The sequence below is a fragment of the Sorangium sp. So ce185 genome (assembly GCF_051526825.1).
GTDB classification, from domain to species: Bacteria; Myxococcota_A; Polyangia; order Polyangiales; family Polyangiaceae; genus Sorangium; species Sorangium cellulosum_D.
Genome location: NZ_CP150316.1, coordinates 1,768,765 through 1,794,820, shown reverse-complemented (window position 1 = coordinate 1,794,820; position 26,056 = coordinate 1,768,765). Strand labels below are relative to the sequence as shown.

Annotated in this window: 15 protein-coding genes; 8 read left to right on the top strand and 7 right to left on the bottom strand. The window is 70.9% G+C overall.

The genetic code is table 11. The features are described from left to right. Positions 1-82 precede the first annotated feature (82 nt). The gene (gene lon / locus WMF26_RS06555) at positions 83-2,494 is read left to right on the top strand and encodes an endopeptidase La (RefSeq protein ID WP_437999607.1); all 2,412 of its coding nucleotides are present in this window, start codon (positions 83-85) and stop codon (positions 2,492-2,494) included. 21 nt (positions 2,495-2,515) lie between these two features. Here lon and WMF26_RS06550 read toward each other — a convergent pair whose 3' ends face one another. From WMF26_RS06550 to WMF26_RS06535, 4 genes are read right to left on the bottom strand one after another with little or no spacing between them, the layout of a single operon-like run. Next, a complete protein-coding gene (locus WMF26_RS06550) occupies positions 2,516-3,277 on the bottom strand; it encodes a hypothetical protein (RefSeq protein ID WP_437999606.1) in 762 nt (253 codons plus the stop codon). A 2-nt stretch (positions 3,278-3,279) separates the two neighbouring features. Next, on the bottom strand, positions 3,280-4,605 hold the full coding sequence (locus WMF26_RS06545; protein ID WP_437999605.1) for a PAAR-like domain-containing protein: 1,326 nt from the start codon (positions 4,603-4,605) through the stop codon (positions 3,280-3,282). Beyond that, entirely contained in the window at positions 4,602-5,702 is a 1,101-nt protein-coding gene (locus WMF26_RS06540; RefSeq protein WP_437999604.1) for a 3-oxoacyl-ACP synthase, read from the bottom strand. Before WMF26_RS06540 ends, WMF26_RS06545 begins: the two co-directional genes overlap by 4 nt. Next, the gene (locus WMF26_RS06535) at positions 5,699-6,721 is read right to left on the bottom strand and encodes a DUF2169 family type VI secretion system accessory protein (protein WP_437999603.1); all 1,023 of its coding nucleotides are present in this window, start codon (positions 6,719-6,721) and stop codon (positions 5,699-5,701) included. Before WMF26_RS06535 ends, WMF26_RS06540 begins: the two co-directional genes overlap by 4 nt. 139 nt (positions 6,722-6,860) lie before the next feature. Between WMF26_RS06535 and WMF26_RS06530 the strand changes: the two genes are divergently transcribed. The 5 genes from WMF26_RS06530 (at position 6,861) to WMF26_RS06510 (ending at position 16,944) form a co-directional block, all read left to right on the top strand. After that, positions 6,861-9,023: a type VI secretion system Vgr family protein gene (locus WMF26_RS06530; RefSeq protein ID WP_437999602.1), complete on the top strand. Its 2,163-nt coding sequence runs from the start codon at positions 6,861-6,863 to the stop codon at positions 9,021-9,023. A gap of 82 nt (positions 9,024-9,105) precedes the next feature. Next, positions 9,106-10,419: a TIGR02270 family protein gene (locus WMF26_RS06525; protein WP_437999601.1), complete on the top strand. Its 1,314-nt coding sequence runs from the start codon at positions 9,106-9,108 to the stop codon at positions 10,417-10,419. A gap of 86 nt (positions 10,420-10,505) precedes the next feature. Continuing rightward, positions 10,506-11,756 (top strand): hypothetical protein, encoded by a 1,251-nt coding sequence (locus WMF26_RS06520; protein ID WP_437999600.1) that lies wholly within the window; start codon positions 10,506-10,508, stop codon positions 11,754-11,756. Beyond that, on the top strand, positions 11,753-15,559 hold the full coding sequence (locus WMF26_RS06515) for a caspase family protein (protein WP_437999599.1): 3,807 nt from the start codon (positions 11,753-11,755) through the stop codon (positions 15,557-15,559). The genes WMF26_RS06520 and WMF26_RS06515 overlap by 4 nt, the downstream gene beginning before the upstream one ends. Further along, on the top strand, positions 15,556-16,944 hold the full coding sequence (locus WMF26_RS06510) for a trypsin-like serine peptidase (protein WP_061626959.1): 1,389 nt from the start codon (positions 15,556-15,558) through the stop codon (positions 16,942-16,944). Before WMF26_RS06515 ends, WMF26_RS06510 begins: the two co-directional genes overlap by 4 nt. Before the next feature lie 121 nt (positions 16,945-17,065). Here the strand turns inward: WMF26_RS06510 and WMF26_RS06505 are convergent, their stop codons facing one another. Beyond that, entirely contained in the window at positions 17,066-17,923 is an 858-nt protein-coding gene (locus tag WMF26_RS06505) for an alpha/beta hydrolase family protein (protein WP_437999598.1), read from the bottom strand. Positions 17,924-18,736: 813 nt separating this feature from the next. Here WMF26_RS06505 and WMF26_RS06500 point away from each other — a divergent pair. Then, a complete protein-coding gene (locus WMF26_RS06500; RefSeq protein WP_437999597.1) occupies positions 18,737-20,425 on the top strand; it encodes a right-handed parallel beta-helix repeat-containing protein in 1,689 nt (562 codons plus the stop codon). Positions 20,426-20,497: 72 nt separating this feature from the next. Here WMF26_RS06500 and WMF26_RS06495 read toward each other — a convergent pair whose 3' ends face one another. Next, positions 20,498-23,440, bottom strand: a complete 2,943-nt coding sequence (locus WMF26_RS06495) for an SBBP repeat-containing protein (protein ID WP_437999596.1) — start codon at positions 23,438-23,440, stop codon at positions 20,498-20,500. Between the two features lie 732 nt (positions 23,441-24,172). Beyond that, positions 24,173-25,012, bottom strand: a complete 840-nt coding sequence (locus WMF26_RS06490; protein ID WP_437999595.1) for an NADPH-dependent F420 reductase — start codon at positions 25,010-25,012, stop codon at positions 24,173-24,175. A gap of 485 nt (positions 25,013-25,497) precedes the next feature. Between WMF26_RS06490 and WMF26_RS06485 the strand changes: the two genes are divergently transcribed. Further along, the gene (locus tag WMF26_RS06485) at positions 25,498-25,818 is read left to right on the top strand and encodes a hypothetical protein (RefSeq protein WP_437945254.1); all 321 of its coding nucleotides are present in this window, start codon (positions 25,498-25,500) and stop codon (positions 25,816-25,818) included. Positions 25,819-26,056 lie beyond the last annotated feature (238 nt).

The window sequence follows — 26,056 nt, the reverse complement described above, 5'->3', positions numbered from 1 at the left end:
ACCACGATTCTCGATGCTTCCGCGCCGAAAGGACTTTTCGGTACGGTCCTCCGTGGCATGAGGTTCGCACGACGACGCGGCCATGCCCGAGCGCCGATCGATGCCCGTGCTGTCGTTGCGCGACACCGTGCTCTTCCCTGGGATAGCGACGCCCATCACGGTCGGACGGCTGAAGACGCTCCGCGCGGTGGAGGCCGCCCTCCGGATGGAGGGAGAAGACAAGCGCATCTTCGCGGTCGCCCAGCGGGACGCCGCCGAGGAGCCCACCACGGGCGGCCTCTTCTCGATCGGCGTGATCGCCCGCATCACCCAGGTGCAGCGGTTCGGCTCAGGCCTCCAGCTCGTGCTGTACTGCGAGCGGCGAGCGGCCGCGCCCCGCTACACCGAGGTCGATGGCGTGATCCGCGCCCCGGTCATCGAGCTGGCCGATCTCCCCCTCCGTCCAGAGGAGGACAGCGCCCTGGAGGCGCTCGCCCGCGAGGTGCGCGAGCGCGCCGTCGAGTACGGCCGTCACCGCGGCGCGCCCGAGGACGTGCTCAAGCAGTTCGTCGGCAGCATGTACGGGCCCGCCGAGCTCGTGAACCACATCGCCTTCTACCTGGACCTCCCGACCCCCGAGAAGCAGGCGCTGCTCGAGATCCTCTCGACGGAAGAGCGGATGCGCAGCCTCGCGCTCCACCTCTACCGGCAGATCGGGATCGTGGAGACCCAGGAGAAGATCCGGACGACCGTCGAGGAGGAGCTCGGCGAGCGGCAGCGGGAGCTCTACCTCCGCGAGCAGCTGCGCGCGATCCAGAAGGAGCTCGGCGAGGAGGACGACGAGAACGCCGCGGCACGTCTGGAGCACAAGCTGCAGCGGGCGGGCCTCCCGGCCGACGCCCTGCAGGAGGCCCGGCGCGACCTCTCGCGGCTCAAGCGCATGGGACGGGAGACATCGCCCGAGGCGCAGGTGCTGATGACCTGGCTCGAGTGGGTGGCCGATCTGCCCTGGAGCCAGCGCACCGACGACCACGTCGATCTCGATCGGGCCCGGGCGATCCTCGACGAGGATCACCACGGCCTCGGCGACGTGAAGGACCGGGTGCTCGAGTTCCTGGCGGTCCGCAAGCTGCGCGTCGAGCAGGCGCGGGGCGAGGGCGAGCGGAGCCGCGCGGTCTCCCGCGGCCCGATCCTGCTCTTCCTCGGTCCGCCCGGGACCGGCAAGACGTCCATCGCGGAGTCGATCGCGCGGGCGCTCGGGCGCAAGTACGTCCGCGTCTCGCTGGGCGGGGCGCGCGACGAGGCGGACATCCGGGGACATCGTCGCACCTACGTGGGCGCGATGCCGGGCCGCATCCTCCAGGGGATCAAGCGGGTGGGCTCGAAGAACCCCGTGATCGTCCTCGACGAGGTCGACAAGCTCGGCGCCTCGTTCCAGGGCGATCCGGGCGCGGCGCTGCTGGAGGTGCTCGATCCGGCGCAGAACGAGGGCTTCGTCGATCACTACCTCGGCCTGCCGTTCGACCTGTCCGAGGTGCTGTTCATCTGCACGGCGAACTTCCGGGAGACGATCCCCGCGCCGCTGTTCGACCGGATGGAGACCGCGCTGTTCGCCGGATACACGGAGCAGGAGAAGCACGAGATCGCCCGGAGGTACCTGCTCCCCCGGCAGCGGCGGGAGTGCGGGCTGATCGAGGATCAGCTGCGCGTGACGGGCGCGGCGCTCGGCGAGATCATCAGCGGCTACACGCGCGAGGCGGGCGTACGTCAGCTCGAACGGACGCTCGGCGCCCTGGCGAGAAAGGCCGCGCGCCGGATCGCGGGCGGCGAGATCGAGCGGGCCGTGGTGAGCGCGGGAGAGGACGTGAAGGAATTGCTCGGTCGCGCGAAGATGCGCCTGGAGCGGAGGCTGCAGCACGATCTGCCGGGCGTCGCGACCGGCATGTATTACACGCAGATGGGTGGCGACATCATGCACGTCGAGGCGAGCGTGATGCCCGGCAAGGGCGATTTCGTCCTGACGGGGCAGCTCGGCGAGGTCATGAAGGAGAGCGGCCGCGCGGCGCTGAGCTACGCGCGCGCGCACGCGGCGGAGCTCGGCGTGCCGCTCGATCGGCTGCTGCGGCGCGACGTGCACGTCCACGTTCCGGCGGGGGCGGTGCCCAAGGACGGCCCGAGCGCGGGCGTGACGATCGCGGTGGCGCTGGTGAGCGCCCTGTCGGGCAGGCCGGTGCGGAGCGACATCGCGATGACCGGGGAGATCACGCTGCGCGGCACGGTCCTGCCGATCGGGGGCCTCAAGGAGAAGGTGCTGGGGGCCCACCGGGCGGGGATCTTCGAGATCCTGATCCCGGCGGACAACGAGGCGGATCTCGACGATCTGCCGGCGGAGGTGCGGCGCTCGCTGGAGTTCACCCTGGTGAGCACGCTCGACGAGGCGATCGCGGTCTGCCTGCGGCTCCGCCCGATCCGCCTGGAGGCGCCGGAGGAGATGCCGCACGCGCGGGCGTCCTGAGGCGCGCGCTCCGGGACGGCCTCAGCGGCCCTCGGCGCTGCCGGTATTGACGGACGCGGCCCCGCGCCACTCGATCAACCCGGCCGAATCCTCGACGATCGCCTGGAAGCTCCGCAGCTTCGCGGCGTCGCGCATCCCCACACGGATGGAGAAGCCCGGCTCGTCCGGGCGCCGGTAGAGCAGGATGGCCGCGTCCTGCCGCTCGAACAGCAGGCAGCGCCGCGGGTACGGGAGCCGCGTGAACCCCAGCCGCTCGAAGACCACGGCCGCGTCCTCGGCGCTCGGAGGCGCGCCCGCCGGCCCGTCCGCGGAGAGGTGCTCGGCGCGGTGAGGGAAGGTCGGCAGGTGGACATTCCTCATCGCCAGCACGAACAGCATCTCCCGGAGGCTCGCGAACCGCCGGGTGAGTCGCGTCTTCCACGTCTGCTCGCCGAACGGAAAGCGGACGACCTGGCAGTCCTCGGCCTCGGACGGCGCGTCGAGATCGAGGAAGGTGTGCTGCCCGTCCGGGGAAGCGTCGCCGAGGATGTAGAGGAAGCGGCGCGGCGGCATCCACGGGGCAAGCTCGTAGAGCTCTGCGATCTTGGAAGGATGGTACTCGTGGAGGCCGTCGAGGAGCGGCCCGCCCTCGGCGCCCATCGCCAGGGCGAACGACCGGTAGAAGCCCGGGCAAGGGCGGCCGAAGCGCTCCTCGAGCTCGTCGAGCCGCCAGCCGTAGACGCCCTGGATCCGGCCGCGGTACCCCGGCGCGTACCGGTCCAGCAGCGCGAGGAGCTCTTCCATGATCAGGGACACTCCGCGTGGTTGTCACAGAGCATCTCCGGGACGAGCGCCTGGCAGGTCTCGCACGAAGGCACCGACTCTTCGTGCTGGAACTCCTGCGGGCCCCTCGCGCTCACCTCGCCCTCCGTCCTCGTGTACGTGACCTTGACCAGCTTGCCCAGGGGCGAATACCACTTCTCCGACATGGTCTTGACCTTGTGCCCGCCCGCGCCTCCGGCCTGGAGGAGCTTGGGAGCGGCGCAGTCCCAGGCATTGCGGTCCATCTTCTCGAGGGCGCTCTTCTGCCGCTCGCTCTGCGCGAAGCCGTCGACGAGCGCGAACGTCCCGGTGGCCTTCACGGCATCCCTGAAGCCGGGCGTGACCTCGCCGGAGGCGGCCGCGAGCTGCTTGGGGCTGCTCGTGCACTTGCAGATGCACGCGCCGATCATATAGGCCTTGGTGTACGTCCCGGACTTCTCGTCTTCCCCGAGGATAGGCCCCAAGTCCTTGATTTTATTGTTGATCTCGCGGAGCTCCGCCGAGAGGGCCTCGGTCGCGCGCTCGGCATCTCGCCGGAGGGCCTTGATCTCGTTCTCCTTCGCCGTGACCTTGCCGCGGGCTTCGCCGTAAGCCTCGCCGAGCGTGGCCTTGTCCTTCGCGGGCGCCTTCTTGAGGGCCGCAAGGGCGGACGCCGCGGTCGCCTGCAGCGCCTCCAGCGCCTTGCTCTCCTTGTCGATCTCCAGCTCGAGCTCGGCCCGCTTCTCCCGCCGCTCCTTCAAGGCATCGAGATACCTGCGCAGGTGCGCCTCTTGCGCGCGGAACCTGTCCCGGAGCTCCTTGAAGAGGTCGAGCAGGGTCGCCACCACCTCGCCCGTCTCGTGGACCCGGTGGCTGTCGACCGGCTTGTCGCACACCCCGCACGGCGTGTCGTCGCCATAGGCCAGCCCCGTCTGCCCGTTCGAGATGAACGCCGTGTTGAAGGTGTTGCCGTTCTGCAGGGTCGGGTCGAGGAACCGGGCCACGCCCTTGCCCTCCACCTTCACATCCATGCTCGACCCGCCCCAGGTCAGCTTGCCCTTGATCTTCGACGAGATGACGCCCCCCGCCGCCCCCGGCTCGTCGCCCGTGCTCGTGCTGAGCTCCGAGCTCGCGAGGGCCACGGGGTTGCCCGCGATGCTCGTCTGCTTGCTGCCCTTGGCCAGCATCGCGTCCTGCGCCGTGTTCACGAACGGCGTGGGCACCGGGCCGGCCGGCGTGGGCACCTTGCAGACGTCCGGCGGCGCCGCGACGTGCGTGAGGCCGTCGCCCTGATGCAGGACCAGCCGGCCGTTCGCGAAGACGTTGCTCATCGCCCCTCTCCTCCGCCGGCGCCCCCGACGGCCGCTTCCACCACGCAGGCCCCGACGCGCCCCCCGCGGCCCCGCGCGCCGTCCGCGCTGCCGTACACGAGCGCGCGCGGCGCCCGCCCCGCCGCCCGCGCCGCCTGCGCCCGCCTCCGCCGCCGGTGGAGCGCCGCGGCCAGCATCACCGGCGCGGCGCCCGCGCCCGCGTCGCCCAGCCACTCGCCCGCCGCGCGCAGAGAGAGCGGCTCCGGCATCCACGCGGCGTTGCGCAGGTACGCGCGCGAGAGCTCCGTCGCCCAGAACGACTCGCCCGGCTGGCAGCTCATCACCTCGTCCACGCGCCGCGCCCCCGCCGCCTCGTCCCCCCGGAGCGCGCGGAACACGCCCGTGAGCCCGTCGGCCGCGCTCGGCACCCGCGACGCGAACGGCGCGGGCTCGGCCCCGAGCGCGACGCCCAGCACGACGCCCAGCGCCTCGAGGCCCATCCCCGCCGCGGCCCCGGGCCGCGCCACGACGACGAAGCCCGCCGCCTCCCCCGGGATGCGCCCGTCGCGGTTCTGCGGCGAGAGGTGCAGCCGCGCCGCCGAGAGCGCCGCGAGCGAGTCCGCGTCGCAGAGCGAGTCGACCGCGCCCACCACCGCCATGGAGCCGACCCGGCCCGCGCGCAGGTCCCCGATCGCCGCGGAGAGCGCCTCGAAGAAGGCCGCGCGCCCGCCCTCGAACGCCCCGACCAGCGCGAGCGCGCCCCCCGCCTGGCCCGGCGGCGCGGAGAGGAGCGCGCCGAGGAGCGACTCGCGCGCCACCGGCGCGCCCAGCGACGGCTCCGGCAGCCCCAGGTAAAGCGGCACCCGCCCCATCGGAGAGGCCTTGAGCCGCTCCCGCACGCCGTCCAGCGCGGCGCGGCCGAGCGCGATCATCCGCTCCGTGCGGGTGGACGACGGATCGAGCGTCGCGAGCCGCGACGCGCGCACCGGCTCGCCCGCGCCCGGCGCCGCGGCCTCGGCGAAGCGGGCGAGCCCCGCCCGCATCGACGCGAGCGTCATCTCCTCGGTCGTCCCGATCGGCGTGCACAGCCCGAGGCCCACGACGCGCTCGCCGCTCACGGCGCGTTCTCCCAGGGCTCCAGCAGGCGGACGGTGGTGACCTCGTGCCCGGCGAGCTCGCCGTGGGCCGCGAACGTCGCGCGGTAGACGAGCGAGACGCGCCGCTCGTCCGGCTCCAGGTAGACCGCGTCGAGCGTCATGAGCCGCCGCTCCACGCGCCGCCCGAGGGCGCACTTCGCGACCACCCGGCACACGGGCAGCGAGAACGCGATCGGGCCGTCCGGCGAGACGCCGTCGAGGAGCACGGGCTCGCCGCCGCGCAGGTGTGGCGAGGCGGCGAGGCGCCGCGGCGCCGCCTGGAAGAAGCGCTCGTCGAAATCGGCGGGCCAGAGCGGGGCGCGCCGCTCGACCCACGCCGCGTCGTACGTGCCCGCGAGCCCGAGGCGCGGCTGCCAGCTCCGGGCCACCGGGCCGAAGCCGCACGGCGGAGGCCGGTCCGACCAGCCCTCGATGAGCGCGTCGGGGTCCTCGATGAACGGCAGGGGGCGGCCCTGCGCCTCGCGCTCGCTCGCATAGAGGCCCATGCCCACCGGGTTGCGCGCGTCGTACGCGCCGGCCGCCGCCCCGCCGAAGCTCTGCTCGTAGCGGAGCGGCATCGACCGGAAGGGCTCCGGGCTCGAGGGGGAGAGCCCCGCCCTGCCCCGCTGCCAGACGCGCGCGCCGAAGACCAGCGCCCGCTTCTCGACCCGGCCCACCCGGACCGCGACCGAGGCCGTGTTCGCCCGCCGCCCGCCGGCGGTCCACGCGTGGCCGTGGAGCAGCACGTCCGTCATCGGGCGCGTGTACGCGGCCTCCGATTCATAGCGAAGGCTCGACGCCCCGGGCTCGCCCCAGTACGCGTCGGCCGCGCGCGGCGCGGGCTGCTCGTCGCAGAGGCGCAGCGGCCCCGCGGCCGGCCGCCCCGGCGCCGGCAGGACGAAGCTGCCGGCGGCGACGACGACGAGGCATTCCACGCCGTCGCGCGTGAGCGAGGGGAAATCGGCCGCCGCGAGCGGGGTGAGGTTGTCGAGGGCGGGCATCCGGCCGGTGAGCGAGGATGGTTTCAGACTCGCTGGCCCGCGACAAGCCGCTCGACACCGCCCGGCGCGGAGCATGTAGTATCGGGGCGAGCTCGCGCGCGCGCTCCCGTGCGCTCGCCTCTCGGGAGGAGCGGGATCCGTGCACACATTCCAGATCGAAGGGGTCGGCGGAGATCTCCGGGTCGTCCATTTCGAGGGGCAGGAGGCGATCTCCGAGCTCTTCCGGTTCGATATCACGCTCGTGAGCCTCGCCGGCGATCTCGCCCTCGGCGCCGCGGTCGGGAAGCGCGCGTCGCTCGGCTTCCGGGTCAGCGAGGACGTCCGCCGCGTCCACGGGATCATCGCCCATTTCGAGCTCGGCGAAGAGGGAAAGAAGCTCACCACCTACAGGGCCGTGCTGGTGCCCGACGTCTTTCGCCTGCTCCACCGGCGCGACAGCCGCATCTTCCAGGAGCTCGCGGTCCCCGACATCCTGAAGAAGGTCTTCGAGGCCGCCGGCGTCGCCCCGGGCGACTGCCGCTTCGCGCTCCGGGGGCGCTACGCGCCCCGCGAGTATTGCGTGCAGTACCGCGAGACCGACTGGGCATTTGCCTGCCGGCTGATGGAGGAAGAGGGCATCGCCTACTGGTTCGATCACGACGCGGACGCGCACAAGCTCGTGCTCTGCGACGACCCCTCGGCCCACCCCCCGATCGACGGCGAGGCGACGCTCGTGTTCCGCCCGCCGCTCGGCGCGCTCATCAGCGGCGAGCACGTCTCCCGCTTCCGCTACGCCGAGCAGGTCCAGCCCGGCAAGGTCACGCTGCGCGATTACAATTTCAAGAAGCCGGCGCTCTCGCTGGAGAGCTCCGAGCAGGGCGAGCGCGACGACGATCTCGAGATCTACGACCACCCCGGCGATTACGACGCGCCAGGCGCGGGGCGCGAGCGCGCGCGCGTCCGCCTGGAGGAGCTCGCGGCGCGGCGCCGCATCGCCGAGGGCGAGGCCGCTTGCCCGCGCATGCTCGCCGGCCGCACGTTCTCGCTCGCCGAGCACCCGCGCGACGACGTGAACCAGGCTTATCTCCTCGTCCGCGTCGAGCACAGCGGCCACGAGCCCGCCATGGAATCCGTGATAGACGAGGGCAAGCCGCCCTGTGAAACGCGGTTCCAGGCCATCCCCGCCGGCGTCCCGTTCCGCCCGCCGCTCGTCACGCAGAAGCCCTCGATCAAGGGCGTCCAGACCGCGATCGTCACCGGCCCCGCGGGCGAGGAGATCTACACGGACGAGCACGGGCGCATCAAGGTGCAGTTCCACTGGGACCGGCAGGGCAAGCGGGACGAGCGCAGCTCGTGCTGGATCCGGGTGAGCCAGGTGTGGGCCGGCAGCGCGTGGGGCGCGGTCGTCCTGCCGCGCATCGGCCACGAGGTCGTGGTCGATTTCATCGAGGGCGACCCGGATCGCCCGCTCGTGGTCGGCAGCGTCTACCACGGCGCCAACGTGCCGCCGTACGCGCTGCCCGCCGAGAAGACGAAGAGCGCCTTCAAATCGAACAGCTCGTCCGGCGGCGAGGGCTACAACGAGCTCCGCTTCGAGGACCGGAAGGGCTCCGAGGAGGTCTTCCTCCACGCCCAGAAGGACTGGAACACCGTCGTTCGCAACGACAGGACCCAGGACGTCGGCCGCGACGAGGCGCTCCACGTCGCCCGCGACCGGACCAAGCGCGTGGACAACGATCAGCGCGAGGTCGTCGGCGGCCACAAGGCCATCGAGGTCACGAAGACGCACACGGAGAGCATCGGGCAGGACGAGCGCCTCGACGTCGGCGGCGACCGGACGGTCGCGGTGTCGGGCAGCCACGCCGAGTCGGTCGGCAAGGACCAGTCGATCGACGTGGGCGGCGGCCAGAGCGTCTCGATCGGCGCGTCGGCGACGATCTCGATCGGCAAGAGCAAGACCGAATCCGTCGGCGAGGCGAGCGACGAGACCGTCGGCAAGAGCAAGTCGGTGAGCGTGGACGAGGCCTACGCCATCACGGTCGGCAAGGACATGACCGTCACGGTCAGCAAGAGCGCGCGGGACGAGATCGGCGAGAACAAGGCCGTCATCGTGGGCAAAGCGCTCACCATCCAGGTCGGCGACGCGCAGATCCTGATCAAGCAGAGCGGCGAGGTCGTGCTGCAGGGAAAGCAGCTCGTCGTGAAGGCCGACGGCCCGATCCAGGTGGAAGGGCAGAAGCTCGCGGTCAAGTCCGGCGGCGACGTGAGCGTGCAAGCCTCGGGCAACGTGAGCGTCAAGGGCGGCAAGATCGGGATGAACTGACGGCGAGTCCGATCGAGGCCACGGATGGATCGAGCGGAGGAGGGCGCATGGCGAGGCGAGCGAGCGGGGGCGGAGCGGCGGCGTGCACCGGATCCGGGGCGGCTCGGCGCAGGTCGACGGAGCGCGCGGGCGAGAGGGGATGAGCGCGACCCTGCAAGCCTCGCTGTGCGAGGAGCACGCCGATCAGGCGGCGTTCCTGTGGCTCCTCCGGGATCGCGCCGCCCGGAGCGCGGCCTACGGCCTCGAGGACCTGGCCGAGCTCGACGACCGGCTGGAGGCGCACCTCGACGGGCTCAGGCTGGCGGGGGACGCCGGCTGGGAGGCGTGCCGCGCGCTGCTCCAGCAGGCCGAGGGGGGCGAGGTGTTCGGCGCGGCGATCGTGGCGGTGCATCGCTGGGATCTGCGGGGGCTCGCGCGGGTCCTCGACGTGGGCGGCGGGGCGCCGGACGTGTCGCGGGGCATCGCGTCGGCGCTCGGGTGGACGCCGCTCGAGCGCGTGCGGCGCCTCCTGCCCGGGCTCCTCTCGGGCCGGTCCCCGCCGGCGCTGCAATGGCTCGGGATCGCGGCGTGCGCGGCGCACGGCGAGGACCCCGGCGCGCCGCTCGGCTACGCGCTGCTCGCGCGCGACCCGCGGCTGCGCGCGCGGGCGCTGCGGGCCGCGGGGCAGCTCGGGCGGGTCGACCTGCTCCCCGAGGTGCGCGCGTCGCTCCGCGCCAACGACGAGGCGTGCCGCTTCTGGGCGGCGTGGTCGGCGGCGCTGCTCGGCGAGGGCGCGTCCGCGCAGGTGCTCTGGGAGCTCGCGAACGGCGGCGGGCCGTTCGCGGCCGAGTCCGCGAGCATGGCGATGCGGCGGATGGCCCCGGCGGTCGCGTCCACCTGGCTGCGCGCGCTGGAGCGGTCGGCGCGCGATCCGCGGGTGCCGGTTTCGGCGGCGTGGGCGCTGGGCGACCCGGCGGCCGTGCCGTGGCTCCTGGAGGTCGCGGGGGATCCGGCCCTCGCGCGCCTTTCGGGCCAGGCGATCTCGCTGATCACGGGGCTCGATCTGGCGGCGGAGCAGCTCGCGCAACGGGCGCCGAGCGGGCTCCGCGCGGGGCCGACGGACGACCCGAGCGATCATGACGTGGCGATGGATCCGGACGGGGATCTTCCCTTTCCCGACGTCGCGGGCGTCTCGGCCTGGTGGCGCCGTCGCGCGGCGGAGTACCGGCCGGGGACGCGGTACCTGCTCGGCCGGGCGATGACGCGCGAGGGGTTGGAGCACGCGCTGCGGGAGGGCCACCAGATCGCGCGCGGGGCCGCGGCGGTGGAGCTGAGCTTGCGGGAGCGAGGGCGGGCGGTGTTCGAGGTGCGGGGGCCGGGCTTCGCGCAGCAAGAGGCGCTCGGGCGACTCGGCTAGCTCCGCCCACCAGGAGTCGGCCAGGGATCAGGAGAGAGAGCTCAATGCAAAGGCGCAAAGGCGCGAAGGCGCAAAGAGAATAATTTATGCATGGCGTCGAAAAAGGCGCGTTGTCCTCCGCAAGCGCCCCTGCGATCGTTGACCGCACGACGAACGTTCCGCTGGCAATCGATGGAATGCGGCGCGCGGGGCAGACGGTCGTACGTTGCGCGCGGGCCCTGGCCTCCGTCGTGCTCGTCATGAGCTGCGCTTGCGGCGAGCTGCCGATCGCCCCGCCCGCGGCGGGACCGCCCGCGGCGGAACCGCCCGCGCCGACGTCGCTGCCTCCGCGGCCTCCGTCGGCCTCTCCATCCCCGCCTTCGGCTCGACTACCGTCCGTTCCGCCGGACGTCGAGGTCGCCTTCCAGTCTTCACCGGGAACCTGGACGGCTCTCGACGCGCGTGCGGTGAAGATCGGCGCGACGCGCACGGTCCTCGCCAACGACGAGGATCTGCTCGCCGTGCTGGAGAAGGCAGGCATCCAACCCGACGGTGAATCGCTCGGTCTGCTCTACGAGCTCAACAGCGCCCAGCTCACATCCACGCTGCCGAAGGGGTTTGCCATCGTGCTGCCTACGGTCGACGCAGCCGACGGCGCGACACCGCTCCCGAACGGTCGCCTCCGTCTCACGCGCGCGACGCCCGTGAAGAAGAGGATCGAAGACAACGCCGTGCTGCTTCAGCAGCACGCCGCGCCGCTGAAGCGGCAGCTCCCCAAGCTCAACGCATCCGTTTCCAAGGACATGAAGCGCGCGGCGCGATTCCGTGAGCTGGCCGGACCGCTGGTCGATCAATTCGATCTCATCCGGCTCGCCGTCCTCAGCCGGCGGCTGGCGCTGAACACCGAGGCGTTGGAGCAGATCGCCCTCGCGAGCGATCGGCTCGTGTCGCTCCTGCGCGACATCCGACGGCGGGGTCTGAACAGCGCGGATCTCGATTGGCTGAAGACCCTCGCCGAAGACATGGACGTCTGGATGCTGGCGTTCAAGGAGACCAAGGCGCCGGGGGAGCTCCCCGGCCGCTCGCGCCTCGTGAAGGTCCGCGTTCGCACCGTTCGAATGAGCGGGGGCGCGAAGGTCGAGGTGCCCGGGCTCCGCGTCCAATACGCGCCCGAGGCGCTGGCCTCCGCCGGCATCGGCGTTCGGCAATTCGCGCGCTTGACGTCGCCCGCGGAGCAACCGTTACCCGAGGCGAATTATCGGATCTGGACGGGCGACGGCCCGCCGAACGCGAGCTCGGTCCGCGCGGAGGTGCGTATGGCCTTCGGTGAGCACGAGGTGGAGCTCCTCGTGCCGTGAAGCCGACACCGCGACAGTCGATCTCCGGACTGCTCCTCCTCCTGGCAGCGAGCGCATCCGCCGCGCTGCCGTCCTGCCATCCCGAAGCGCCGCTCGTTGCGTCGGTCAGGCACGATATCGTCGCGTACAGCCCCGACAGGCGCGAGTTCATCGCTCGTCCGAGCCCCGACAGCGGCATCGTCACGCTCTACGACGCCACGACGTCCAGACCGATCCAGACGTACCGGGGCGGCGACCCCTTCACGGACTTCCAGTTCTCGAGCGACGGCCGCTACATCCTCGGAGTCAGCTCGACGAACGGGAGCGCCTGGCTCTGGGACCGCAGAACGGCGCGCGTCGTGGTCCATCGCGACGACGGCGTCACCGCGGGCGAGCTGTCGCCCAGAGGCGACCACGTGCTCTTGCGGCACGGCTGGTACGACACGTTCTTCTCGCTGCTGGTCGCCGAAAGCGGCGCGCAGCGGATGACGCTCCGGGGAAAGATGGTGCGGTTCGCAGACGGCGGGAGGACGCTCGTCTCCGAAACGGAGGTCGCCATCGACACGTGGGAGCTGGACTCGATGGCCCACAGCTCCAGGCCCAAGTCGTCGAGCCCGCCGACGTTGGTGCCCAATCGAGGGCACCCCCAGGGCGCGACCGTCGTCGCCTTCTCGCCGGACGGACGGGAGATCGCGACCGGCGGGGCCGACGGCACCGTTCGCTTCTGGAGCCTCGATGGCCGCGAGACGGGCCGCCTCGTTCCCAACGGCACCGTCAAGCGCCTCGAATATTCACCGGACGGCCGCCTCGTCCTGACGAGCGGCAGCGGAGGTGCCAACCTCTGGGATCGCGGCGGCGCCTCGCTCCGGAAATGGAAGGTCGACGCCGCGCAGTTCGCCGCCGATGGTCGACAGGTTCTCCTGGGCGGCACCTTCTCCCAGCGCGTGCCCTCGATCCACGACGTCGCCGCCGGAGCCGACGTCCTTTCGCTCGGAGAGCGCGTAACGACGCCGTCGTACTCTCCGCACCAGGACTTCATCATCGGTCGAGGCGAATCGCACGCTCGGGTCTTTCGCAGCTCGTCCGCCGAGCCGCTGGCCTGGCTCAACGACCTGCGTCTCCCCAGCGATGCGTTCGCGTTCTCCGATGACGATCGTTCGGTCCTCGTCTTCGCCGGGGATGTCGTCACGAGCAGGGCGGCCGCGAACGGCGCCGAGAGCTGGCGCGTCGCGATTCCGGGACTGCTCCAGAACAAATTCGTCCGCTGGCTCACCGGGAATCGGTTCTTCGTCACGGCCTCGTGGTTCAGTCCACCCGACGACTGGTTCGCGAGGACCACGTCGCTCCGGGTCTGGGACGCAGACGCCCGAACCGAACGCGCTTGGATCATCCCGCTCCAGGTGAGCTTGTGGGACTTCGCCGTCCCCCCCATCGCCGATCAGCTCCTGGTTCGAGCCGGAGGTCCGCTGCAGCTGCGAGACGCCGCCACGGGCGCCGTCCTCGTGCGGTTCGAAGGCCCTGCGCCGGCCCCGACGGAGGTGAAGTTCTCTCGCGACGGTCGCTACGCGGTCGCGCCGGGGGGGCCCGGGTTCCTCCTCTGGGACGCGCGAACGGGGAAGCTCCTCCAGCAAAGCGAGCGTGCGCCCTACATCTCCCGGATCGCGTTCTCGAAGAACCGTCGCCTCCTCGCCTTCACCGCGGGCGACGAGGCGTTCTTTTGGGATCTCGACGTAGGTAGAGAGGTCGCGCGGGTCACCGCCGCGGGCGCGAGCCGCGGCCATATCGCGGTCAGCGACGACGGGATGCACGTCGCCTTGAGCACCCATAACAAGGTCATCGTCTATTCGCGCTCGGGCCAGCTGAAAACGGTAATCCCCTACAACTTCATCAGCGGATTCAGGTTCTCCCAAGATGGGCGGTTTCTCTTCGCGAACTCCGGAGAGCAGCTATGGACGTTCTGCTTCGACCTCGCGATGCGTCGGCCGTGCAGCGGTCGCACGCGGTTTCCAGGACACCTGATGGTCCTGTCGCCCGCCGGCGACCGGCTGCTCTTCCACGATTCGTTCGCCGAACGGGGCGAGGTCCTCGATCCGCGCACGCAACGCCGCGTCGCCGAGTTCAAGGTCCCCTTCCGGCCCGCCTTCGGGCGCTTCGCGTCGGCGAGCTCGCGCTTCTTCGCAGTGTCCGGCCTCTCCGGCGCCGTCACGCAGTGGTACGAGACGGCGACGGGGAAGCCGGTCACGGCGGACGTCGCAGGAGAGGCAGGGAAGCCCGTCACCCGTCCGGCCGCTCCGCAATATCCCAGCGACCTGACGGAGCGCATCGCCATCGGTTCGTCGGCCGGGATGTTGACGCTGACGCAGACGAAGCCGGAGCGGAGGGTGCTCGCTCACCTCGGCTCCTTCCCCGACGGCGCGTGGGCCGTGACGGATCCGAGCGGCCGCTTCGACACCGATCTCGACCGAGCGAGCCTGCTGTCGTGGCAAGTGGAAGGCAAGGCCGCTCCCCTGCCCGTCGAGGTCTACAGCCGTGCGTACTTCGAGCCACGACTTCTCCCGCGGCTCCTCGCGGGCGAACCGTTGCCGGAGATCGCGCCGGTCACGCACCTCAGCACCGTTCGTCCCCGCGTCGAGATCACCTCCGTACGGCCGGTGACGCGCGATCTCGTCGAGGTCTCGATCCAGCTCGCCCCTGAGAGCGCGTCCGAGCCGCTCGGACCGGTGCACGACGTGCGGCTGTTCCGCGACGGCCAGCTGGTCGCTCGGCACCCGGCTCCTCAGCAGCGGCCAGCCTGCCGGCAGAGCGACGCCGTGGAGCGGTGGCGCTGCGAGACGCTCGTCCCCGAAGCCGAGAAGACGCACCCCATCACGTTCCGCGTCCGGGTGTCGGTGCGCGACGACATCGAGGACGTCGACTTCGCCGCGTACGCCTTCAATCGGGACCGGATCAAGTCGCCGACGGCCCGCGCGCCGTTCCAGCGACCGAAGGAGTGGGCCCGCAGGCCGGAGCGGCGCGCGCACGTGCTCGCCATCGGCGTCGGGTCGAACGACAACCTGGTCCATTTCGGGCTGACCCACCCCGAGAAGGACGCCCGAGATCTCGTCACGGCGCTCGAGGGCCGACTCACGGGCTTCACCGGCCCGAAGGACGTCGTCCTCCTCACCGACCCGAACGGGCCAGCCCCCGTGAACGGCGCGCCGACGAAGCGCGCGATCCGATCGGAGATCGTGAAGCTCGCGCGAAGGGCGGCGGCCGAGGACCTCGTCGTCATCTATTTCTCCGGCCACGGCGTGCGCGACGAGCGGGGCGAGTTCTATCTCGTCCCCTCCGACATGCCAGCCGGCGACCCGAAGAGCGACCTCGATCGGTTTCTCCCCCACGCCATCTCGTCGACCGAGCTCACCGGCTGGCTGGTCGACATCGACGCCGCGCGCGTCGTCTTGATCATCGATGCGTGTCACTCCGGCGCGCTCACGGAGGGCAGCGGGTTCAAGCCGGGCCCGATGGGCGACGCTTCGTTCGGACAGCTCGCGTTCGACAAGTCGATCCAGGTGCTCGCGGCGACGCAGCCGCAGTCTCTGGCGACGACCGCGAACCGCGGGCGGAGCCTGCTCACCGACGTCTTGATTCACGATTGCCTGTCGAGCTCGAAGACGCTCAGCCTGGCGCTGGCATGCGCCGCGAAGGCCGTACCGGAGCGCCAGCAGCGCGAGGAGCGAACGTCGGCGGAGGGGTCGGAGCGGCAGGTGCCCGCCCTCTTCGATTCTGGACGCGTCGCCCTCGAAGTGCCGCTCAAGGCCGAGGCGGGGGGACGCGCGCGATGAGCCCGGCGCGGAGAGAGCTCGTCGCGCGGCTCGCGCAACCCGCGGCCTTCGCCCTCGCGATCGGGGCGCCGCGCCTGTTGTGGACGGTGCCGCGAGAAGCGGACGCGTGGCTCGTCTCGGCCGCGAGCTCGCTCGCTGCGCTCGGCCTGTTCTTCGTCGCTCGGCGAGCGCGCTCCGCGACGGAGCGGCGGCGCCTGTGGACGGCGACCCTCGTGCTCGCGTCCGCGGGGGTCGTCCTCGCCGCGATCCTCTACGACAGGCACCTATCGCAGCTCACGTTCTTCTGGCCGCCCGAGCTCCCGACGGAGCGACGCGTGTGCGGGGCCCGGCTGACGGCGCTCGCCCAGGCGTGGCGCGACGCAAATCCGACGCTCGGTCTCTCCTCGGTGGTCGCCGACTACGGCGGGCTGGACAACACACACCTCGTGTGCCCCGAGGACGGCGTCGCGCGGGCGAGCCGCCTGCTCACCTTCGAGCTCGCCGGGTTGAGCGTCTCGCTCGGCGTCGCGCTCGCGACGGCGGTGACGCTGCTCGCGACCGACGAGCCGATCCAGCCCCGCACCACGAGCGCCAACCTCGAGAAAATCGTCCGGCAGCGCGCCGTGTTCGTCGACGTGCAGACCTGGCGGCGGGAGCTCTCGCGGTGCGAATCGACCGTGTGCCGCGTCGAGGTCCGGAGAAACGGCCAGTGGAGGCCCGCCGGCACCGGATTTCTCGTCGGCGCCGATCTGGTGATGACAAACCATCACGTGGTGGCCCTCGTGCTCGGCGAGGGCGCAGCGGCCGACGCGCTTCGCTTCCGGTTCGACTTCTTCGCCGTCGCCGGAGGGGCGGCTTCCGGCGGCGTCGTCTTCGAGCCCGTCGACGCGGACATGACGCTCGCCATCGTCGCGCAGTCGCCGCCGAGCCGGGCCGACGAGCTGCCCGACGGCGCGGCGCCCCCGCCCACCGACGACGAGCTCGACTTCGCCGTCGTGAGGCTCGCGAAGCCCGCGGGGACCCTCGCGATCGCGAGCGAGGACCCCACGGTCGCAGGCCGCGCCCGCGGCTGGCTCCACGTCCGCGAGGACAGCGCGGGGTTGCTCGTCGACAAGGGGACGGATCTCTTCGTGCTCCAGCACCCGAGCGGGGAGCCGCTGAAGCTCACGTTCGGCCAAACCCTGGCCGTGCTCGAACGACGCGTGCGCTACTCCACCAACACCCTCGAGGGCTCTTCCGGCTCACCCTGCCTCGACGCGAAGCTCCAGGTCGTCGCGCTCCATCATGCCGGCGATCCCGGGTATGGGCACCTCCAGCGTCCGGAGTACAACCAGGGGATTCCGATCTGGCGCATCGCCGCCGCGTGCCGCCGGCAGGGGCTGACGTTCGCGCCGCCGCCAGCCTGACTCCGATCGCTCCCGGGTCAGCCGCGCAGCTCGGAGGGCATGCGTCGATTGGCCTGCGGGGCCTCCTCGTCGGTCGAACCGCCCTGCTCCTCGGAGCAAGGCGGTTCGAGGGCGATCCGCGCTACGGCAGGTTGGCAGAAGAGATCTGCCAGCTTCTGTCGCTGCAGAAGCGGCAGCTCGCGCCGACGAGCGCGCCCTTGCCGGTGGCCGCCTCGTCGCCCTTGAGCCACCAGTTGAGCCACGCCAGGTTGACCTGGGTGAACTCGCCGCCGTTCCGAGCCCACAGATCGCCGCCATGGTCCGCGCCGACCTTGGCGAACATCATGACCGGGATATTGCCCAAGGCGGAGATGTTCTGGAAGTCTCTCGCGCCGTTCTCGTGCGCGCCCAGGCTATCCGCGGTGCCGGTGACGATCAACACGGGCGTGTGAATCGAGTTGTAGAAGGCCGGATCTGGCGAGAAAGTGCCGCTGCTCGTGTGTCCCCAGGTCGTCATCCTGGGATCTGCGGCGGTCCCCGCCGCCATCAAGCCACCGCAGGAGAAGCCGTTCGCGGCGACCTTCGTGGTCTCGATGCTCTTGTAGTAGGCGCTGCAAGGCTTCTCGTTCTCGGCGATGACCCAGTCGACGTAGGCGAGCAGCACGTCGCCTCCGCCCCCGAGATCGCGGTTGGGCTCCTTGCCTCCCGGTGTCCCGTCCGCCACCACGAAGTAGCCATGCGAGGCAATTTCGGCCATGGCCGCTTCAGTCGAGAGCCCGTCTCGCGAACATCCGCCCTGCCCCCAGACGAAGATCGGATACTTGGCGCCCCCACCGAGATCCGCCGGACGGAAGATGGTGCCCTCGTTGATGCCGGGGTCCGGGTTCGTCTCGACGACCACCTGATGAGGGCCGCTCCCCGACACCCTTCGATCGGTCGGTCGTGACTCGGTGCACGTGCCGGTGAAGACGCCGCCCGAGCCTCCGTCCCCGCCCGTCATGTCGCCGCCGCCGGCGGGCGCGCCTCCGCCTGCGGCGCCCGAGCCGGAGGGCTCTGCCCCTCCGGCCGTGCTCTGTGAGCCGCCCGAGCCCGCAGGCTGAGGCCCTCCGGTGGAGCTCGCCTGCTCGCCGCTCGAGCTGCTCGCGCCCCCTCCTGTGCCCGCCGCGGCTCCGCCGCTTCCCCCAGCGTTGCCGTCGTCACTCGAGCCGCTGCAAGCGCCGAGAATCATGCCCAGCGCGGCCCAGGTGAAAGCCCAAGTCGATTTGGTCTTCATAGCGACTCCATGTCAGATCGAGCAAGCAAAAGGATGACTTTTGCGGATATTGTGAGCGTTCACATTTCCGATGTCAATTCCAATCGTCAAGCCCCGGACCTGGGGAGCTCGCCGAGACCGATCCGTCGCCTCGGGCAGCCGTGGTCGCCCCGCTCGCCAGCCCACCGCGCCCGGCGCGCGCAGGCGGCGCTCGCCGAGCCGCCCGCACAGGCGAGCCCCTCAGGAGCCCACGACCGGGTGGGAAGGAGCCGTGGCGCCCTCTCTCGACGTAAACTTACCATCTGAGGGGAACCCTTCGTGTCCTCGATCACAAAGTCGAGCGACCCGTGATTGATCGAGAGCGCTCCAGTGCACGGGGAGAGAGGGACGATGCGCTCCCGATCTCCGTCGCCGCGCCCCCGGAACCACGCTCGGCGATCCGCGGTACTGCACCGGGCCGTTTCACGAACCTGACATAGCCGCTCGAACGAGACGCGAACAACTGGCAACAAAATCGGACGCTTCTTGTCGGCGACTTCACTCTCTCGCGAGGCTACACCGATGATCATGAATCGAAAGCAGTCTTTGGCGGCGACCTCGACGACCGCGGGCCTCTTCGTGCTGCTGGCGGCCGGATACGCGCGCGCCGCGGAGCACTATGTGGCCCCGGACGGCAGCGACTCCAACCGCGGGACCAAGGACGAGCCGTTCGCCACCCTCGCCAAGGCGAACAGCGCCGCCGCCGCCGGCGACACCATCTGGGTGCGCGGCGGCACCTACACCATCACGACCCAGCTCGTCCTCTCGAGGAGCGGCACCTCGGAGACGAGCCGCACCAAGATCTGGGCCTACCCAGGTGAGAAGCCGGTGCTCGACGCGTCGAGGTATGTCACCAGCAACCCGGCCGTCGACGTGCCGGTGGTCCTGGTGACCGGGAGCTGGATGCACCTTCGAGGGCTCGAGATCGGCAACGCCAAGGTGGGCAGGAGCGGCGACCACTCGTATTCACTGCTCCGCACCAAGGGCTCCAGCAACAACGTCTTCGAGCTGCTCGACCTCCATCATGGCTTCGGGTCCGGCCTGTTCATCGACAAAGGCAACGGCGGCAACCTGGTCCTCAACTGCGATTCGCACGACAACTACGACCAGAACGGCAGCCAGGGCGACGGCCAGAACGGAGACGGCTTCGGCGTCCATTACCAAACGACGGGTCCCAGCACGATCATCCGGGGGTGCCGCGCCTGGAACAACTCGGACGACGGCTACGACTACATCTCGCAGGAGGTGCCGGTCATCACCGAGGGCAGCTTCGCCATGTCGAACGGTCGGGGCAGCGAGGGCAACGGCAACGGGTTCAAGGTCGGCAGCAGCAAGACGGGCATCCGGCACGTCGTGCAGAACAACGTGGCCTGGAAGAACAAGGCCGCGGGCTTCTACGCGAACCATTCGTCGGGCGGCAATACCTGGCTCAACAACACGGCATACAAGAATGGAACCCAATACAACATGCTGGCGAGCCCGCCCGACGACAGCAGCCAGACGATCATCTTGACCGGAGCGCTCGCGCACAAGATGCGGAACAACATCGGCTTCCCGAACAAGAACTCGAACATGGGGGGCGTCGACACCGCGTTCAACTCGTGGGACCTGGACATCACGGAGGCGAGCGCGGCCTTCGAGAGCACGTCCGACGCCGGTTGCACCGGCCCCCGCGAGGCCGACGGCCGCATCCCCTCCGCGTGCGCGTTCATGAAGCTCACGGCCGAGAGCGGCTTGATCGACGAAGGCACGGACGTGGGGCTCCCGTTCGTCGGGTCGGCGCCGGACCTCGGCGCTTACGAGTTCGGCGCCGAGCCGACCGGAGGGACAGGCGGCGGCGCCGCCGGCGGCTCGGGCGCCGCAGGCGGCGGCACGGCGGCCCAGGGAAGCGGTGGCGACGGGTCCGGTGGCACGGTCGGCACCAGCGGTGGAACGGGCGCGGCGGGTGGCGCTGGTCAGGGTGGCGCGCCGGGTGTCGGCGGCTCCCCGGAGACCGGCGGCGCCGGCGGCGAATCGGCAGGCCGCGCCGGAGGCGCAGGGACCTCGGAAGACGAGAGCTCCGCGGCGGGTTGCGCGTGCGCCGTCGCTTCCGAGGACGCCACCGCCGGGTCGGGCGGGTTCGCGTTCCTCGCGCTCGCCTCGGCGTTCGCAACGCGCTCCCGCGATCGGAGGACGGCGCGACGCGAGGGCTGCCGGCGGTCGAGGTCCTGATCCGGCAGGCCCCTCGACAGCACGGCTACTGGCACGTCGTTCCCTGAAGCTCTTCGGCAGGGGTCGACGGCGTCAGCGCCCCTGGACCTCGATGTTGGTCACGCCCCAGCCCTCGTCGAACAGGCCGGTCAGCCCGGTCGCGGACAGGTCGAGCGCGAGGTCGGGCGCGGAGTGCGGGAAGACCAGCTTCATGCGGTATACAGAGTCGCCGTACGGATAGGCGAGGGTGTTCACCTCGCGCGCGCCCGACCCGGCCAGGCTCCCGTCCAGCGGATAGCTCTGGGTGCTCAGGGTGTTGGAGAAGGTCTCGGTGAGCAGCTCGACGCCATCCGCGGAGGCGGTCCACACGCTGGGACCCAAGGGCCCTTCGCCGTCCCAGGCGTTGATGAGGTAGAGGTCGAAGCTCACGGTCAGCTCGGTGTGGGGGGCGAGCTCGTCCAGCGTCAGGTGCGCCGTCTCGTTGCCGAACTGCCCCAGGAAGGTGCGGTCTCCGAGCGGGGTGACGCTGGTGACGATCGACTCCCACTCCGGGCCGATGGATCCGGTGAAGTTGTTGAAGTAGACGCTGCGGGGGCTGTCGATGACCGGCCCGCCCTGCCCGTGGCTCGCGAGATCCGTCGCGGCCTCCTCGGCCGAGTGCGCGAAGCTCGCGTCGCCGGTGAGGCCCACGTCGAGGATGCACGTCCGCTTGATCACCTCGTCGGCGATGCCGGCGCAGGCCAGCTCGCCCGCGGCCCTCTGCGCGGGGGTCAGGTCGTTGAGCCACACCGGCTGCCCGGGACCGGCCGGACCGCCGCACGGGGTGCCCTGCTGGATGAGCGCGACGTCGCCCGGGGCGGCGCCCACCCGCCAGACGTCCGCGTAGCTGTTCGTGTCCTGGTACATCTCGAAGAACGTCAGCCCGCTGCTCAGCGCGCTGCCGTCCCGGGCCATCATGAACTCGTTGGTCGGGTCGTCATCGGCGTTCCCGAAGAGGCCGACCATCTTGCCCACGCTGGCCGGCGGGACGAGGAAGAGCGTGTCCAGGTACAGGCCGAGGGAATAGCTCCTTGGACGCATCGCCAGCCGCTCTCCCGTCGGCCAGGCCAGCACGGTCCTGCCGCTCGCGGACGCGTAGACGCTCCCGCCGCCGGCGAGCGCGAGCGCGCCGCTCGACGGCACCGTCGTCGGCTGCCCGTTCACGTAGAGCGCGCCGTTCGCGTGATACTCCACGAGATCGCCCGCGATGCGCGCGCCCACCGCCCGGCCGGTCGAGACGCCCGGCGACACGGGGCACTGCCGGATCTGGATCTCCAGATCGGGCGTGGCCATGCTGGTCGCCAGCACGAAGTCGCCCTCCCCCTGGAAGTCGAAGGCGACACGATCGAAGCTGACGTAATGGGGGTCTCCGTTGCACGTGGCGGGCTTGCAGGACGGCTCCGGGGTGTCCACGCGGCACCCCTTCATGACCTTGACGAGGAGGGCGTCGCTGCCACCGCCGCCGAAGGAGTGACCGCAGAACGGCGCGTCCGTCCTGCCCGTCAGGAAGACGTTGCCCCTCGGATCGACGGCGACGCCTTGTCCCGCCTCCATCGCGTTCGTGCCGATGTACTCGGTGCGCAGGTGTGCCCCCGCCGCGCTGTACTCGCGCAGGTACATGTCCGCGCTCCCGAGGGGCGCGTCGGAGTCGAGGTCGCGGGCGGTCTGGCCGGTCAACACGACGGAGCCACCGACGACGACCACCGACGTCGCGGAGACGTTCTCGCTCGCCGATGTCTGCCGGATCCATTGCGTCGTGAGGCTCGCGTCCAGCTTGGCGAGGAAAGCGTCATACGTCGTCGAAGAGGCATACGAAGGGAAGTTCCCGTTCGTCGTGCCGGAGACGTAGACGACGGTCTGCCCCGCCTCCACCGCGGTGGTCAGGCTGAACGCCTGATCCTGGAGGTTCGTGCCGAGGAGGGCCACCCCGCCCAGAGCACCGCTGTCGCTGTAGCGGGCGACAAACGCGTCAGCGCTGCCGCCCGCGTACGGTTGGCCCGCCAGCGCGCCGGTGGTGTAACCGGCGACGTAGACCTGCCCATCGGCGCCGACGGAGACGCTGCGCGCGATGGTCGTCTTGTTGTTCACGCCGAGCTGCCTGGTCCAGACCAGATCGCCGCTCGGCGAGTACTTCGCCACGAACAGCGACGTGGTGCCGCTCGTCGGCGGCGGGCTCACCCCGGCGAGATTCCCGCCCGTGGAGCCCACCACGTAGACGCTGCCGTCAGGCGCGTGGGCCACGGACCACGCTTGATCCACCGCAGCCGTACCGAGCTGGCGCCGCCAGGCCTCGGTCCCGTTTGCGTTCAGCTTGACGAGGAAGGCGTCCGAAGATCCCTTGTGCTGGCCGGCCTCGATCGCGCCGCTCGTGTGGCCGACCACGTAGAGCGACGCGTTGCCGCTCGCGGGGCACTGGGCCGAGGAGAGGGCGACGCCCGTCGCCTGGTCGCTCGCCGACGTGCCGATCTGCGCGCCCCACACGAGGTCCCCGTCCTGACCGACCTTGCGGACGAAGGCGTCGCTCCCGCCGCTGTTCACCTCGCCCGAGATGGCCCCGGTGGTGGACCCGACCTGGTAGACGGCATCGCAGGACGCGGCGACCGCGTTCCCGAGGTCCGCGCCGGCCGTGGGCGTCTCGTCATGCCACGTGAATCCCTCGAAGCTCGGGCAGGTCACGTTCTGCAAGGGGAGCGGGCGGCCTTTCGCGCGATCTCCCCCCATCGGGTCGAACGGGAGGGTGGACAGGGGGGAGTCGTCCTCCTTGGGCCTCAGCTCCTCCTCGGTCGCGCTCGTATCGTCGTTCAGCGCTCCGCCGGGCGCGGGATCCTCCCCCTCCGCTCCGGCGCCGTCGTCCTCGGAGGAGATCGGCGCAGCCTGGTCGGGCTGGGGGCCCCTCGCCGAGCCCACCGGCAGAGGATCGCCGGTCGAGCCGCTGCAAGCGGCGACGCCTGCTGCCAGGATGCACACGGAGAGCGTCTCACCATGAAATCGTTTCATGCTCGAACCTCGCAGGAATGATGTCGACTCGAAATGGCCTGAGGCTGGGAGAAACCGATGTTTCATTCTCTTTGTCGGGTCCCTCCGAACCATCCAGCCGCCAGGGGGCCGCGAGCCCGGCCTCGACGCCGCCGGTCCTCGACGAGCGCGCGCTCCTCGTCACCGAAAGCTCAGAGCTCCCGGACGGCCCCTCATCGCGCTTCGATTCTCGCGGGGGCCACAAGCAACGAGAGTGCCAGACCTTTCAAGCTTCAGATCTGCACCGCCTGGCCGCAGGCCAGCTCCTCGGCCGGGCCCGTGGCGCGCGCAGGCGAGCGCCGCTCCAAGGACGGGATCGTTCCGCCTCCGCGCAGGGGGCACACGCGGCAGCGCGCTCGTCACCCAGGGACGCGGCGCTTCATCCAGGGACGCGGGCTCCATCGCGGCCCCCCTCTCCGGCGACCGCTCGCCATCGACCGTTCTCCTGTCGGTCCTGTTCCGCGGGGGCGAACCGCCGCGATCCGTCGCTTCATCCGGGATTTGGGGAGAGCGCCGGGCCCGCCGCTCGCGGCGACCCGCTGCCGGAGCTTTGCGGCTCGCCAGCGCCCGCAGGCTCTGCTGAGCGCGCCCGCGCGCGATGGTTACGGGGTGAAAGCGTCGAGCGTGACAGCGGTCCCGCCACTTGGGGAACTACCTGTCGTTGGCGTCGAGCGAGGACGGGAGCGGAATGACCCACCTCGCCGGCGAGATCGCTCACCTATGCACGGGCTGGATGGTGAGCGACGTGAAGAGACCATGGCCCCTGGCGCCGATGTGGAGCCGAATGAAATCCCCCACGGCCTCGAGGAGCCGGGCGCGTTTGAGCTCGCCGCTGTCGATGCCCACAAAGCCCAGCTCATCGGCGAGCCCCTTCACGATGGCCTTTGCCGCCGCGTCGTCCGAGCATAAGAAGACGGAGATGCGCTGCGGGGCGAGCTTGTCGCGCCCGAGCTCGGCGACCACGTGGGGGATCGTCTGGAACGCCGTGACGATCTTCGCCTGCGGCACGTCCGCGGCGAGCCGCTCGGCCAGCGAGGCCTCCGGCGTCGGGCGATCGACGCGGGCGTCGAAGTCGCGGTTGTTGCAGTCGATCACGACCTTTCCGGCCAGCGCCTGCGGGGCGCGCAGGAGCGTCGACGGAAAGGCGCCGCGCACCGTGTAGAGGATCACGTCGCCGAACGCAGCCGCGTCGTCGAAGTCACCCGCGCGCGCCCGCTCGTGCCCTGCGGCGACCGCCTCGGCCTTGGCGCGATCCCTCGAGCCGAAGAGGACGTCGTGCCCGCTGGACGCCCAGAGCAGGCCGAACGTACGTCCCATGTTCCCTGTGCCGATCACGCCGATTTTCACATCCACGCTCCCTTCGAGCGAGCGATCGCTCCGGACCCGCCTCTCGCTCTCGTGCGGGGGCCGGGCCTCCATTCTTGGAGTCGGCGCGGCGCGCGACCATGACCTTTTGTCTGAAATACGTAGCCGTTCGTCCGACGCCGCCAGAGAGGGCTCGATTCGCAGGCGCCCGGACCTTGCACGATCGAAGCCAGGGGCGGCGAGCGGCATCCGATGGCGGTTGTCTCCTACCTCGTGCCAACGATGTGTGGCGACATTGAAGTGTGTAAAGCATACGTGAAGATGCATGAACAAGGCGCATCGCCGGATGCGCTCCGCCACGGAGTCCTTCAAGCTCGTCCCCGGGTTCGGCGGAGCGTCGCGGTCGTTTGCGTAGCTCACGCGTGCCCTGTTGTTCGAGCGCTCACGTGAGCCTCGAATGACGAACGTAGATGGCTGGTCATCCGTTCGAGGGCGCTGGGAGGGCGGCGCGAGGCGGCTGAGCCGCTCCAGCTCCGGACTCCTGTGGCCCTCGGCGGATGGACGTCGTTCGCGGCGCGCGGCGCGCAGTGCGTCAGCGCGTCGGGGCGACAGCCCGGCATTCCGTGGCGCAGGTGTGGCGACCTCCGGGTCGCCCGGAACCGTGAAAGGCGAGGAAAGCAATGAACTTCATGCGGTTTGGTGTTGGCGGAGCTTTGATTGCTGGCGCGGCCCTCATGCTGCCTGCTTGCGCGGCCGAGTCGGACGACGGCGAGTCCTCCGAGATCGCGAGGACCTTCGTCGACATCGACGATCCGGCGGAGCTCGAGGGCGAGCAAGAGCTCCTTGGGACGTCGTCGGAAGCGCTGACGTCCTACTCGTTCCTGGCGTCGTGCGTCGACGTGACGATCGCGGAGTACTCGGATGGCTCCGTGCTGGTGGCCCACGCGTATTGCAGGAAGCGAGACGGCTCCTGGCATCACAGCTCGTGGGGCCGCGGGTACTGCAGCGGCGATCTGGCGAACTGTGACGGGAGCGTCGTCTGCGGGAGTTGCTGACAGCCCCTCCCGACGCCAGCGGCCGCGGCCGTGCCCGCGCCGATCTCGCGACGCCGGGGTAGCGCCCTGGTAGCTCCGGCGCGCTCGCGCTCCAGGTGAGCTCGACGCGCCGTGGATACCTGCCGGCGCTCGCCCCGGCGATCCCCACCCCACCATGCCTTCCGGGCATGCCCAAGACGTCCCTCACCCGCGGAGCCGCGCATCGCCCTCGCCTCGGGACGACGCGCCGTGGTACTGC